This window comes from Flagellimonas algicida (assembly GCF_049629585.1).
Taxonomy (GTDB): Bacteria; Bacteroidota; Bacteroidia; order Flavobacteriales; family Flavobacteriaceae; genus Flagellimonas.
In genome coordinates this window covers 910,618-923,084 of the sequence record NZ_JBMYIX010000002.1, presented here as the reverse complement: position 1 = coordinate 923,084, position 12,467 = coordinate 910,618, and the positions used below count along the sequence as shown (strand labels likewise).

Sequence of the window (12,467 nt, the reverse complement as noted above, 5' to 3'; positions counted from 1 at the left end):
CGTTTTTGAAACCTAGAAAAAAAAGTTAAAACGACTTTTTTCTCTTAAGGTTTTCATAAATACAAAAATCGAATGGCATTATAAGCACAAACTATAAAACAAACCCTTATATTTAGCCAATTCAGATTAATTTTAAACAAAAATGACTCAAGAGTTACTTACAAAGGCCCAAGAGTTTGAAAGCAGACCTCTGAGCCACATGTCTACCAGCGATAGGGTTGAAGCTTCAAGGGAAGCCAAACAGCTTATACTTTCCATCAATGAAATCTATAAAAAGACAAAAGATTCCAAATTGATGGAAGTGATGAAAAATTTGACCCTGAAAAAACAAAAGATTGAAAAACGCCTTAAAGGGACCCCTCTAGTGTAGAGCAAGGTTTCCGCAAAGGAAGGAATGGGGCCGTGAGCAAGCATGCTTATGGTCCCATTCCTTTTTTATATGGGGCCTTCCCTGCCAAAAATCACATCAACTATTTGATTTTTAGTGAAATAAAAAACATAAGGCCCACTATTCCTTCTCCGGACGCACATTTAAATAATGTGGTTTCTGCCATTTACAAAACAATTTGTACCAATTATATCCCATTTACTGCCATAAATAAAATTGTGGATTAACAGGACCATGCTTTTAGTAATTTCGGTGACAGAACATCTCAACCAAGAACAAACACTATTGCAAAATGAACACTGTAGAAGTAAAACTGGGTTACCTTTTCTGGTATGTTGTCATTGCCATTTCAGTAGTTTCCCTTATCAGCAACCTATACAATTATATTAGTTAAGCTATACTAAACACCATTCATAAAAATTCCCAATCAGTATAATGTAGTCTCTCTAAAGGGTGTCTTTTTTTAAGATGCCCTTTTTATTTCCTGTCATCAAAAATTCACCAAATGGTTTGCATGGTTTCTATGCCTTCCAATAAAATGTCTTGCCCACTTTGCCCATTGGATATGATCAAGATGGTATAAGGCGCGGTTGGGAAAACTTGGTCGGTCATCACCCAAAGCCCTTCATTTATAAAAACCTCAACAGACGATCTGTCCAAAAAGATACTTAGCTCCAGCCCCCCTACCTTGGAGCAATCCAATGGCATTTGGTGATGCTTATTGCCAAACTCTTGTTGAAATTCAACCTCCCCCGAATTGGTCCGGTCCAACCTAAACATATTGGTATTGGAATCCATAGACAACACCAATGCTTCATCTAAATGGTTCTTAAAAGTGATGCTGAAATCCTTGCAAGCTGTTCTTAATTTGATTCGGGATTGGTTCAGTCCATCTAAAACCAACTCCTTTTTTCCACCTGATGGAACCCTTACATCTTTTGCCAGCATTTCTGCAGTCAATCCATCTACTTGCTCCAACGGGAAGTTTTTCAAGGTATATTCCTCTCCCATTTTTACCAACGACAGTTTTCTGGGCAAGGTCATGGCACTTCTCCAAACTTGGGTCGGTGTATCCCTGGCATAATCCCAGTTGCTCATCCACCCTATAAATATTCGGTCACCGTTGGGTATATTATTATAGGTGACCCCTGCATAATTGTCCGTTCCATAATCCAACCATTTTGCCTTTTTCTGATCTGAAGTGAATCTCTCCCCATCAAAATCCCCAACAAAATACTGTGTACCACTCCCTCCATTGGGTGCTCCCGGATTTATACTGATGATCAACACCCATTTTTCCTCATCGGTGCCCTCTACCGGCAATTTAAAAAGGTCCGGACACTCCCATACACCGCCATGCGCGCCCTGATTTTTTCCAAAATCACTGAGATACTCCCATTCCCTTAAATTTTCCGATGCGTAAAACTTGGCATGGTCCCCTGCCACCAAAGCCAATATCCATCGCTTTGTGGACTCGTGCCAAAAAACCTTGGGATCTCTAAAATCCTTTATTCCCTCATTGCCAATAACCGGATTTCCTTCGTACTTGGTCCATGTATCCCCATTGTCCAAACTGTACGCAATGCCCTGGGTCTGAAAATCGGTCCTGCCCTCTTTTTCTCCTTCCATGGAGTGATAGGTGAAAATAGCCACCAAGGGTGTTTCTCCATTCTTGGCAAAACCCGACGTATTGTTACGGTCCACCACGGCACTTCCTGAAAAAATAAGGCCATGCTCATCCGGATACAAGGCAATAGGCTTATGTTCCCAATGTACCATATCCTCACTAACGGCATGCCCCCAATGCATAGGTCCCCATACAATGTCATCTGGATAATATTGATAAAAAAGGTGGTAGATTCCCTCGTTGTATACAAGTCCGTTGGGGTCGTTCATCCACATCTTGGGAGGTGAAAAATGGTATTGGGGGCGGTATTGCTCTTTATACACTTGAGGTTCTTGTTCTTCATCAACCTTCTTTTTCCCTGTTTCCTTACAGGCCATAAAACCTACCAAAAAAACACATACGACCATTGCTCTTTGCATCGGATTGGATTTTGTTCATGAATATTCCCTTAAGTTAATCATAATAATGAATGAAAATTTAAAGGCTATCTTTGGATTACATCCAAAATCCATGAAGCGACACCTACATCTTCTTCTTTTTTTGGTCCTCGGCGTGGTTTCCTGTGCACAGTCCATACCCGATGTGCTTGAAAAGTACAACGACCACACGGTTGAATACATAACGGTTGCTTCCTTGGACACCCTAAACACTCCCATGCTACTGGATGCCCGGGAACTCGAAGAATTTGAGGTAAGTCATTTGGACCATGCCTTATGGGTGGGGTATACGGATTTCAATGTGGAAACCGTCCAAGAGATGGTCCCTGATAAAAAAACGCCCCTAGTAGTCTACTGTTCCTTGGGCGTTCGGTCCGAAGAGATTGGAGAACAATTGAAAAAGGCCGGATACACCAACGTGAAAAACTTATATGGGGGCATTTTTGAATGGAAAAACCAAGGCCGTCCGGTGTATGACCAAAATCAACAACAGACCGAAAAAGTACATGCCTTTAGTAAGTATTGGGGACGCTTTTTGACCAATGCCCACAAAGTATATACCTCCAAAACCAAGACCAATGGGCAATAGCCTCCTATTGATTCTCACCCGAAACCCGGAACTGGGCAAATGCAAGACCCGATTGGCGGCCAAGGTCGGGGATACGGCCGCACTGGATATTTACAAGTTCCTGCTCCAGCATACCGTTTCGTTCACCAAAAACCTGGCTATGGAAAAATGGGTTTTCTATTCCGAAGACATTTGGGAACACGATATTTGGGACAACTCCGCTTACACAAAAAAGTTACAACACGGCCCTGATTTGGGAATGCGTATGTTGAATGCTTTTGAAGAAGGGTTCAAGGCAGGCTTTGAAAAAATCATTATTATTGGGAGTGATATGTACCAGCTATCCCAAACCGATATGGAAGAGGCTTTTTCAAGATTAGACGACCATGATGTGGTCTTGGGACCTGCAGAGGACGGAGGGTACTATCTACTTGGGATGACAGCCTTGAAAAAAGAAGTCTTCCAGAACAAAACTTGGGGAACGGACACGGTGCTGTCCGACACCTTACAGGATTTAAAATCCGAGTCGGTTTTTATGCTCTCGGAAAAGAATGATGTGGATCACTACGAAGATATTAAGGACATAGAGGCATTTCAGCCTTTTTTAAAACATATGAAAGAATGACCCAAACACAACTTGACGAATCCGTCGATTACCTCAACAAACGGGGCTTTGATGCCCCAGAAATTGGAATTGTCCTGGGCACCGGCCTTGGACAACTGGTAGACAACATAGAAAATCCCGTTGAGGCCCACTACAACCATATTCCCCATTTTCCATTGGCCACCGTGGAGTTCCACTCAGGAAAACTGATCTACGGAACCATCTCCGGAAAAAAAGTAGTGGTCATGCAGGGACGGTTCCACCTTTATGAAGGGTATGATTTTGTGGACATCACCTATCCCATCCGCGTGATGCATCTGCTGGGCATCAAAAAACTGTTCGTATCCAACGCCGCAGGGGCCATTAACCTCAACTTCAAAAAAGGGGATATGATGCTCATTGAGGACCATATCAACCTACAAGGAGGTTCTCCGCTGGCTTTTAAGGGTGTCTCCGAATTTGGAGATCGCTTTGTGGATATGAGCGAGCCTTATGATATAGACATGCGCAAAAAAATTGAGCACATCGCCCAGAAAAATGGGATATCACTTCAAAAAGGCGTCTATGCTTCCGTGGTGGGACCGCAATTGGAAACCAAGGCCGAATACCGCATGCTGAAGATATTGGGAGCCGATGCCGTTGGAATGAGCACCGTACCTGAAGTAATTGTTGCCAATCATTTACGACTACCCATTGTAGCGGTTTCCGTCTTGACCGATGAATGCGACCCTGACAATCTTCAACCTGTTGATATTCAGGAAATCATAGCCATTGCCAACAAGACCGAACCCAAAATGATACAACTGTTTAAAGAATTGATACTGGAAATATGAGCTATTTAGATGCCACCCAAGACCTCTACAAAGAGGCTGCACTGACCCCGGATGTTGGACTTTGCTGTACCACCAACCCCATTTGGCAGTTCCCCGGACTGTCCATCCCCAAAATCATGCAGGAGATGAACTACGGATGCGGAAGTACCGTTTCCGCACAAGATTTGGTGAACGACCCCAAGATTCTCTACGTAGGCGTAGGGGGTGGAATGGAACTGCTGCAGTTCTCCTATTTTTCCAGACAAAAAGGCGGCGTCATTGGAGTGGATTCCGTGGATGAAATGTTGGAGGCCTCCCGAAAAAACTTCAAGGTGGCCGAAACGGAAAATGATTGGTTCAAAAGTGAGTTTGTAGATCTCGTAAAAGGTGATGCATTAAACCTGCCCGTAGCCGATGAAAGTATTGATGTTGCAGCCCAAAACTGTCTGTTCAACATCTTTAAAATGGAAGACCTGAAAAAGGCCGTTGCAGAAATGTACCGGGTCCTCAAACCCCATGGCCGTTTGGTCATGAGCGACCCCATCTGCGAACAGCCTATGAATGATGAATTACGAAATGATGACAGACTCCGTGCCCAATGCCTTAGCGGCAGTATCCCCTTGAAGGATTACGTAAAAGTGTTGACCGATGCCGGTTTCGGCACCATTGAAATCAGGGGGCGAAGGTCGTACAGGGTACTCTCGCCCAACCACTACCCCACCGATGAGCTCATCCATATTGAGTCCATTGAAATAGCGGCCATTAAAGATCCCATGCCAGAAGATGGACCTTGCATGTTCACTGGAAAAACAGCCATTTATTATGGAGGAGAGGAGTATTTTGATGATGGAAAGGGGCATGTACTGCTCCAAAACCAACCCTTGGCCGTATGTGATAAAACCGCGGCAGCTTTGGGCAATGCGTCGGATGAAATCCATATCAGTGAAAGCACCTGGCACTATAACGGGGGCGGATGCTGTTAAGATAATTATTGGTCATGAACAGTGTTTTGCACATCGTTTTAGGGTTGATTCTGATTTGTTGCGGCGGAAAGAGTGTAAAAATTGAGCATCAAGAAACATCGACCCCTCCATCGCACACCCTATGGAACACTTTGGTGCAACAGTATGTAGATGAAGATGGGGATGTGGACTACGGTGGGTTGCAAAAAGAGGTATCCCGTTTGGATGCCTATTTGGGGGAACTCTCCACTAATCCACCTGCAACATCCTGGTCCAAAAACGAAAAATTGGCCTATTACATCAACCTGTACAATGCCGGGACCGTTAAGCTCATTGTGGACCATTATCCGGTGGAAAGCATAAAGGACATTCCCAACCGTTGGGACAAGGAATGGCTCAGGGTGGGAAGCGATGTTCTATCTTTAAATGACATTGAGCACAAGATTCTTCGGAAAATGAACGAAGCCCGAATTCATTTTGCCATCAATTGCGCTTCCTATTCCTGCCCCAAATTGCTCAATTCGGCTTTTACCGCCGAGAACATGGAGGGTCAACTACACCAAGCCGCTTTGGATTTCATCAATGACCCCAAACGGAACCAATTTGAAGGCAATACCGCTTATTTATCCAAAATATTCAAGTGGTACAAAGGCGATTTCACTGAGAATAGGTCACTTCGGGAGTACATCAACCCTTATGTAGATCGTTCACTTCCCGAAGACGTCAAAATAGAATACTTGGAATATGACTGGAGCTTGAACGATGCCCGCTAAGCCCCTGTCCATAAGTATCGTTATTCCTGTGCTCAATGAAGAGCGCCATCTTGGAACATTGCTCCACTATATCCAACAGTCATCCTCACCCGATCTTGTTCGGGAAATTATCTGTGTGGATGGAGGCAGCTCGGACCACACCGTTGATATTATAAAAAAGCATGGGGCAATGGCCGTTCAGTCAGAAAAAGGAAGGGCCAAACAGATGAATCTTGGAGCCGAACATGCGCAAGGCGATGTGCTTTACTTTTTGCATGCGGACACATTTCCTCCCAAAGGCTTCGACCAAGTCATCTTGAATGCGATTGAAAAAGGTCATGAAACCGGATGTTTTCGGATGAAATTTGACACTCGAAATCCACTTTTACAATTTTTCGCTTGGTTCTCCCGCATCAATCATATTCTGTGCAGGGGCGGAGATCAGTCCCTTTTTATAAAATCGAGTCTTTTTAAAGAAACAGGCGGATTTAACGAAACCTATACAATTTATGAGGACACGGAGTTTATCCAAAGGTTGTACCGCCATACCCGTTTCAAGGTGTTGCCTTACTCCGTTATTACATCCGCAAGAAAGTACGATGAAGTGGGATGGCTACGGCTTCAGTTTTATTTTGCAATGATCCATCTAAAAAATTTCACTGGGGCAGGGCCAGAGAAATTACACCGCTATTATACCAAAAACATTACAGCAAAGGCTCATTCCTCAATCTCCAAGTCGGCATAATCGTTCATAATGCCATTGGTAAGGAGATTGGCGAACCGCTTTCTGTCCAGCTGTACCGCTATCTTTTTATTTGATTTTTTGGTGGTGTTCTCCAAGGTGATTAGGCTTATGGCCGGAAGAATGTTCCTGGCCAAGTAAAGGCTTCCCTTATCATCAAAGATCATATCCACATTCTTGTATGTACGATTGGATATGCTATTCTCCTTAAAAACATTCTGGATGTTACTGGCAAATCGTTGTCCCAACTCGCTTTTATCATAGTGGTACACCGCTACGTCCATGTTGTTCCCTGCATTGACGTCCGTTGCCCGTATCATCAATACCCTTTGGTATTTCCCACTATTCTGAATGTATCTCTTGTTTATGGCCTCAATGTAATTTCCCATCTTCTCCATTTGGGTGAGAGGTTTGTCCAAACCCAAAGAATCAGCGGTTTCCTGTCCCAAAACATAGACTTGTGCTCCATGAACCATCAATTCTGCCGCCAAATTTTCCGTAACCTCCTTCGCGTAGGTATCCGTATGCTCCGTATTTTCAACAATCAGGTAATACACTGCATTTTTCAAGGTCTCGCTCTTCAGGGACATTTGGCCCAACTCACCATCAAAAATAGAGGTCTCGACACCATCTTGGGCCTGCACCACTACACCTGTGTTTTTAAAGGAATCCTTGGCTCTGGGCACTTCATAACCAACCCCTACCTGCAACTGGGTCCCGTTTTTGATTTTTTCAGAATTTAACTCAAGAAATTCGCCATAGTGTTTCACAGGGTCCAGTCCTTGCTTTCTCAAGAGCGAAAAAATTCCGTCTCCAGGTTGGGCAACTACGGTGTAATGGTCCTCTTGCGCCAAAATAACAGAGCAAGCACAGACCCAGAAGAATAGGGTTTGCAGTAATCTCATTATTGTGTTTTTTTGGGGAAGGGTGCATTACAAATATGGCAAAAAAACAGCTACGATTACAATTGATTAGGGGAAAATTCTTAACAATTCCTTTCCTTAACCTTGGGGCCCCAATTTCTTAATCCGGGCATAGTGTTTCCGTATCACGGATTCCGCAGGTTTGTTCTGGGGAGTAAATCTATTATCGGCATGCCCCCCTGCCTTCTCATGGTGTATGAACCATTTCCAGACAAAGCCTCCGGCAAACCAATCCTCATCCCAAAATTCATCAAAGATCATCTGGGTGGCCGCTGCTTGGGCTTCTAGATTCACCTCCATTTGGTTTCTATCCACCAGCCAGGGTTTCTTCCCGGTATAATCCATGCTCCGGTATCCAAATTCCGTAAAGAGGATGGGCTTTTCAAATTTTTCGGACAGAGTCTTCAATTGCTGTTTCCAAGGCTGCCAACCCTTTCGCAATTGTTCTTGGGAAGGCTCCCGATGCTCTGATAATGGAAAATACGCATCCACCCCAATAAAATCCAACTGGCCCCAGAACGGGGTTCGTGTATACTCGTCCCAATTGGCTGCATACGTAAGTTTGCCCTTATAGATGTTTTTCACCTTTAGAATCAAATCCTGCCAAAACTCAGGTCGATTCTTTACAAACTCCTCCAGTTCGGTACCAATGCAGTACATATCGCATTGGGCTTCCTGGGCCAATTCGGCATACGCCAGAATGAACTTGGCATACGCATTCTCCAAAGTCTTCCAGTCAGCTTCGGACTCCATGACCATATCCCCCGTGAAAGCTCCACGCCAAATCCAAATTTGGGGCTTCAACATTACCTTGACCCCATTATGGTGCAACATATCTATGTATTGCTTGGCCCCTCGTTTGGTCTCCCCATACCATTGGCGCTCCGTATCGAACACCAACTCTGGAGATTGCAAATCCCTAATAAAACCAAAGGGCATTACTGCTGCATAGTTGGCATGGATATCCAACACAGGGTTCACATGCGCCTGCAACACCTCTTCTCGAGATCCCACAAAACTTATCCCATTGATTTTTTCCTGCTTTTGCCCACTACAGGAAAGAAGGATAAGGCACCATAAAAACGCAAATCGCACCATAATTTTAAAATGTACCTCCCTAAAATAATCCATTATTGGTTAGGTTGCTGTTAATTAAAACCTTTCTAAATTAACACAAAGCGTTAAGTTCCTATCTTTAAAAACGACACAATAGCCACAATCAATCTAATCCTATGGAGAACATTGTCATTATCGGGAATGGGATTGCTGGAGTGACCGCAGCGCGGCATATCCGCAAACTGTCCGATAAACGCATCATCATCATTTCTGCGGAAACCGACCATTTCTTTTCAAGAACGGCCCTCATGTATGTGTATATGGGCCATATGAAGTTCGAGCACATTCAACCTTATGAAGATTGGTTTTGGGAAAAGAATCGGATAGAATTGGTACGGGGCTACGTTACCCAAGTCAATCCAGAAGAAAAGAAACTCACCATAGATAATGTAAGTTCCCTACATTACGATAAGCTCATCATTGCCACAGGCTCCAAACCCAATAAATTTGGTTGGCCCGGACAGGATCTACATGGAGTCCAAGGCCTTTATTCCAAACAAGATCTCGACCTTTTGGAAGTAAATGCCCCCAACAAGGAAGCTTGTAAAAGAGCGGTGATCGTAGGCGGGGGATTGATTGGTATTGAATTGGCCGAAATGCTCCGAAGCAGGGATATTCCCGTCACCTTTTTGGTACGTGAGACCAGTTTTTGGAACGGGGTGCTCCCTTCTGGCGAATCCCAAATGATCAATGAACATATCTTGGAGCACCATATCGACCTTCGATTGGGCACCAACCTCAAAGAAATTGTTTCGGACGAAAATGGGCGGGTAAAATCCGTCATCATCGCCGAAACCAATGAAGAAATTCCCTGCAACTTGGTGGGCCTCACCGCAGGGGTCACCCCCAATGTTGATTTCCTAAAAGATTCCGGCATTGAACTGGGACGAGGTGTAAAAGTGAACCGTTTCCTAGAAACTAATATCAAGGATATTTATGCCATTGGCGATTGTGCCGAGCAGCACGAGGCCATTGGCAACCGCAGACCCATTGAAGCAGTTTGGTACACCGGTCGCATGATGGGCGAAACCTTGGCCCAAACGATTTGCGGGAACCGCATTGTCTATAATCCCGGACATTGGTTCAACTCCGCCAAGTTTTTGGACATTGAGTACCAAACTTATGGCTGGGTATTTTCCGAGCGGAGAAAGGAAGCCCATGAAATGCATTTCCACTGGCGACACCCAGAGGAAAAAATCTGCTTAACAGTTGCCTTTCACCAAGACTCCAAGCAATTTATGGGCATCAATACCTTTGGTATCCGAATGCGACATGAGCTATTTGACCGTTGGCTCAACGAGGAGCGTACTGTGGATTTTGTCTTGGAGCACTTGGCGGATGCCAATTTCGACCCAGAATTCTATAAAAAATATGAAGCTGACATTATTTCCAAGTACAATGCTGATTTCGGGACCTCCATCAAACCCAAAAAGAAAAGTTTAAAACGCATCTTTCAGTTCAATTAAATGGTTTAATGTTCATGGTTCAGTGTTTCTAAAATTTGATATGGGAAGAATAGAAAAATTTGAAGATTTGGAAGTTTGGCAGTTGGCCAGAACCATTTGTAAAGAAATCGAAAACCTTTTTGGAACAACCCCACTTGGCAAGAATTTTTCATTAAGGGACCAAATGGAGCGAAGTTCTGGTTCAATTATGGACAATATTGCCGAAGGGTTTGGCAGAGATGGAAATCGTGAATTCCATAATTTTTTAAGCTATTCCAAGGGGTCTTGCTCTGAACTTAAATCACAACTTTACAGAGCATTGGACAAGAAGCTGATCCATGAAGAACAAATTGAACATCTACAATCAATCATTGAAATGGAGATTAACAAAATTGGGGCTTTCATGTTCTATTTAAGAAAATCAGAATTCAAAGGTCAAAAGTTCAAATCATTAAAAAAGGACAACAAACCATGAACCATAAAACGCATAGTCAAAGCATGGCCCTTACCGGCCAACCGCCCAAAAATATTACCCGAAACCAAAAATTCGCCACCTTGGTGGGAATGTTCGGTTTGGCCGTTATGCTATTGGCCTCCTTTAATGTCTCCTTCCCCAACAAGACACTCTGGTTGACCATTTCGTTATCCACGCTGTTCACAGGCATTCTTTGGTTCTCTTGGGAAGCCTATTCCAAAAAACTGCCCGGTATTAAGAACGACGGGGTTTGGTTCAAATCCATTTCCAATAAAGGGTTTTGGGGTTGGATAGTGGGAATTGCCCTCACCGGATTCTATATTGTACTTTATTTTTATCCCGAATATTTGGGGTTGGCCAGCAAGGGAGGCAACAAAGGGGTCATTGCCCTTTTTGACCCCCTCAGCAAAGCCTTGAGCGGGAACCCGGCCAGCCAATGGTTTGTATACGGTACCCTCTATACCGTGGCCATTTTGGCCTTTGGGGTAAAATTTTTGTGGAAATACCGTCACAATCGCTACGAACGCTTACGGACGTTCAGCGTGATGCTATTTCAAACGGCTTTTGCCTTTATCATTCCCGAATTAATGGCCCGTTTGAACGGTGACAAACTATTAAATGGCGGCAGTTTGCCCTACTACGACCTTAAAAATGTATGGCCCCTCAATTACTATAATTTTGAAGGCTATCGCATCAAAGGATTTTTAAGTTCGGGGGATATTGGCTTTGCCCTGTTGATTTTTGGCATTCTTTCCATCTTTGTAATCACACCCATTCTTACGTACAAATACGGAAAACGTTGGTACTGTTCCTGGGTCTGCGGATGTGGTGGACTGGCGGAGACCGCCGGGGATTCTTTCCGACAGCTCAGCGACAAATCCGTAAAGGCATGGCGAATTGAACGTTGGGTGGTTCACAGCGTAGTGGTTTTTGTAACCCTCATGACCACCGCTGTCATCTACTCCTATTTAGGCACCGACACGAGCAAATATTGGCTCACCAAAAGCACCTTTTTAATAGGTGTGGCTTCGTTATTGACCTTGGTTTTTGGTTGGGTAATGCTCTTTAAAAGGGAGCAACTTCAAAAAGATGCACAATATGGGGCCATTGGTTATTTTGTTATTATTATGGCCTTGATCGGATTCCATTTTTTTAGTGGTGAAGGGCATGTGTTCTTGTTCAAATCTGAAACCCTTCGCAAATCCTATTCCTTCTTGATCGGAAGTATTTTTTCCGGAGTGATCGGAACCGGGTTTTATCCCATTTTTGGAAACCGGGTCTGGTGTAGATTCGGCTGTCCCATGGCTGCTATGCTTGGTTTTCAGCAACGCTTGTTCTCCCGCTTCCGTATCACCACCAACGGAGGTCAATGCATCTCCTGCGGAAACTGCTCCACCTATTGCGAAATGGGCATTGATGTCCGTGCCTATGCCCAAAAAGGGGAAAACATTGTACGTTCTAGTTGCGTGGGGTGTGGCATCTGCTCCGCTGTTTGCCCAAGGGGAGTACTAAAATTGGAAAATGGTCCACAAAAGGGGCGTATTGACAGCAACCAAGTGTTGCTGGGCAACGACGTTGACCTTATGGACTTGGTGAACCAAAAATAATTCCCATTG

General features: G+C 44.1%; 13 protein-coding genes. 10 read left to right on the top strand and 3 right to left on the bottom strand.

Annotated features, from left to right (window positions below; genetic code table 11):
* Positions 1 to 142 precede the first annotated feature (142 nt).
* Positions 143 to 370: a hypothetical protein gene (locus ACPD8L_RS12995; protein WP_116216278.1), complete on the top strand. Its 228-nt coding sequence runs from the start codon at positions 143 to 145 to the stop codon at positions 368 to 370.
* A gap of 516 nt (positions 371 to 886) precedes the next feature.
* Here the strand turns inward: ACPD8L_RS12995 and ACPD8L_RS12990 are convergent.
* Positions 887 to 2,434: a glycoside hydrolase family 32 protein gene (locus tag ACPD8L_RS12990; RefSeq protein ID WP_423943709.1), complete on the bottom strand. Its 1,548-nt coding sequence runs from the start codon at positions 2,432 to 2,434 to the stop codon at positions 887 to 889.
* A gap of 91 nt (positions 2,435 to 2,525) precedes the next feature.
* Here ACPD8L_RS12990 and ACPD8L_RS12985 point away from each other — a divergent pair, with 91 nt between their 5' ends.
* Genes ACPD8L_RS12985 through ACPD8L_RS12960 form a run of 6 tightly spaced genes read left to right on the top strand, consistent with a single transcriptional unit; the run spans position 2,526 to position 6,895 of the window.
* Positions 2,526 to 3,041 (top strand): rhodanese-like domain-containing protein, encoded by a 516-nt coding sequence (locus tag ACPD8L_RS12985; RefSeq protein WP_421810168.1) that lies wholly within the window; start codon positions 2,526 to 2,528, stop codon positions 3,039 to 3,041.
* The gene (locus ACPD8L_RS12980; protein ID WP_423943706.1) at positions 3,031 to 3,645 is read left to right on the top strand and encodes a TIGR04282 family arsenosugar biosynthesis glycosyltransferase; all 615 of its coding nucleotides are present in this window, start codon (positions 3,031 to 3,033) and stop codon (positions 3,643 to 3,645) included. The genes ACPD8L_RS12985 and ACPD8L_RS12980 overlap by 11 nt, the downstream gene beginning before the upstream one ends.
* A complete protein-coding gene (locus ACPD8L_RS12975; RefSeq protein ID WP_423943704.1) occupies positions 3,642 to 4,457 on the top strand; it encodes a purine-nucleoside phosphorylase in 816 nt (271 codons plus the stop codon). Before ACPD8L_RS12980 ends, ACPD8L_RS12975 begins: the two co-directional genes overlap by 4 nt.
* On the top strand, positions 4,454 to 5,419 hold the full coding sequence (gene arsM, locus ACPD8L_RS12970; RefSeq protein ID WP_116216282.1) for an arsenosugar biosynthesis arsenite methyltransferase ArsM: 966 nt from the start codon (positions 4,454 to 4,456) through the stop codon (positions 5,417 to 5,419). Before ACPD8L_RS12975 ends, arsM begins: the two co-directional genes overlap by 4 nt.
* Positions 5,420 to 5,433: 14 nt before the next feature.
* Positions 5,434 to 6,171, top strand: a complete 738-nt coding sequence (locus ACPD8L_RS12965; protein ID WP_423943703.1) for a DUF547 domain-containing protein — start codon at positions 5,434 to 5,436, stop codon at positions 6,169 to 6,171.
* Entirely contained in the window at positions 6,161 to 6,895 is a 735-nt protein-coding gene (locus ACPD8L_RS12960) for a TIGR04283 family arsenosugar biosynthesis glycosyltransferase (RefSeq protein WP_423943701.1), read from the top strand. Before ACPD8L_RS12965 ends, ACPD8L_RS12960 begins: the two co-directional genes overlap by 11 nt.
* Here the strand turns inward: ACPD8L_RS12960 and ACPD8L_RS12955 are convergent.
* Both ACPD8L_RS12955 and ACPD8L_RS12950 read right to left on the bottom strand, forming a co-directional pair.
* Positions 6,868 to 7,797, bottom strand: coding sequence for a hypothetical protein (locus ACPD8L_RS12955; RefSeq protein WP_423943700.1), 930 nt, complete (start codon positions 7,795 to 7,797; stop codon positions 6,868 to 6,870). The genes ACPD8L_RS12960 and ACPD8L_RS12955 overlap by 28 nt on opposite strands.
* 96 nt (positions 7,798 to 7,893) lie before the next feature.
* Positions 7,894 to 8,946 (bottom strand): glycoside hydrolase family 113, encoded by a 1,053-nt coding sequence (locus ACPD8L_RS12950; protein ID WP_421810174.1) that lies wholly within the window; start codon positions 8,944 to 8,946, stop codon positions 7,894 to 7,896.
* Positions 8,947 to 9,047: 101 nt separating this feature from the next.
* Between ACPD8L_RS12950 and ACPD8L_RS12945 the strand changes: the two genes are divergently transcribed.
* Genes ACPD8L_RS12945 through ACPD8L_RS12935 form a run of 3 tightly spaced genes read left to right on the top strand, consistent with a single transcriptional unit; the run spans position 9,048 to position 12,458 of the window.
* Positions 9,048 to 10,397 (top strand): NAD(P)/FAD-dependent oxidoreductase, encoded by a 1,350-nt coding sequence (locus ACPD8L_RS12945; RefSeq protein ID WP_423943697.1) that lies wholly within the window; start codon positions 9,048 to 9,050, stop codon positions 10,395 to 10,397.
* 40 nt (positions 10,398 to 10,437) lie between these two features.
* Complete coding sequence (locus ACPD8L_RS12940; protein ID WP_293304310.1) at positions 10,438 to 10,851, top strand: four helix bundle protein; 414 nt, start codon at positions 10,438 to 10,440, stop codon at positions 10,849 to 10,851.
* Entirely contained in the window at positions 10,848 to 12,458 is a 1,611-nt protein-coding gene (locus ACPD8L_RS12935) for a 4Fe-4S binding protein (RefSeq protein ID WP_423943695.1), read from the top strand. Before ACPD8L_RS12940 ends, ACPD8L_RS12935 begins: the two co-directional genes overlap by 4 nt.
* Positions 12,459 to 12,467: the final 9 nt, after the last annotated feature.

Excerpts from the sequence above, each read along its gene's own strand:
- ACPD8L_RS12995 (WP_116216278.1), top strand. The coding sequence starts at position 143 with ATGACTCAAGAGTTACTTACAAAGGCCCAAGAGTTTGAAAGCAGACCT.
- arsM (WP_116216282.1), top strand. The coding sequence starts at position 4,454 with ATGAGCTATTTAGATGCCACCCAAGACCTCTACAAAGAGGCTGCACTG.
- ACPD8L_RS12980 (WP_423943706.1), top strand. The coding sequence starts at position 3,031 with ATGGGCAATAGCCTCCTATTGATTCTCACCCGAAACCCGGAACTGGGC.
- ACPD8L_RS12965 (WP_423943703.1), top strand. The coding sequence starts at position 5,434 with ATGAACAGTGTTTTGCACATCGTTTTAGGGTTGATTCTGATTTGTTGC.
- ACPD8L_RS12975 (WP_423943704.1), top strand. The coding sequence starts at position 3,642 with ATGACCCAAACACAACTTGACGAATCCGTCGATTACCTCAACAAACGG.
- ACPD8L_RS12940 (WP_293304310.1), top strand. The coding sequence starts at position 10,438 with ATGGGAAGAATAGAAAAATTTGAAGATTTGGAAGTTTGGCAGTTGGCC.
- ACPD8L_RS12990 (WP_423943709.1), bottom strand. The coding sequence starts at position 2,434 with ATGCAAAGAGCAATGGTCGTATGTGTTTTTTTGGTAGGTTTTATGGCC.
- ACPD8L_RS12960 (WP_423943701.1), top strand. The coding sequence starts at position 6,161 with ATGCCCGCTAAGCCCCTGTCCATAAGTATCGTTATTCCTGTGCTCAAT.
- ACPD8L_RS12935 (WP_423943695.1), top strand. The coding sequence starts at position 10,848 with ATGAACCATAAAACGCATAGTCAAAGCATGGCCCTTACCGGCCAACCG.
- ACPD8L_RS12955 (WP_423943700.1), bottom strand. The coding sequence starts at position 7,797 with ATGAGATTACTGCAAACCCTATTCTTCTGGGTCTGTGCTTGCTCTGTT.
- ACPD8L_RS12950 (WP_421810174.1), bottom strand. The coding sequence starts at position 8,946 with ATGGATTATTTTAGGGAGGTACATTTTAAAATTATGGTGCGATTTGCG.
- ACPD8L_RS12985 (WP_421810168.1), top strand. The coding sequence starts at position 2,526 with ATGAAGCGACACCTACATCTTCTTCTTTTTTTGGTCCTCGGCGTGGTT.
- ACPD8L_RS12945 (WP_423943697.1), top strand. The coding sequence starts at position 9,048 with ATGGAGAACATTGTCATTATCGGGAATGGGATTGCTGGAGTGACCGCA.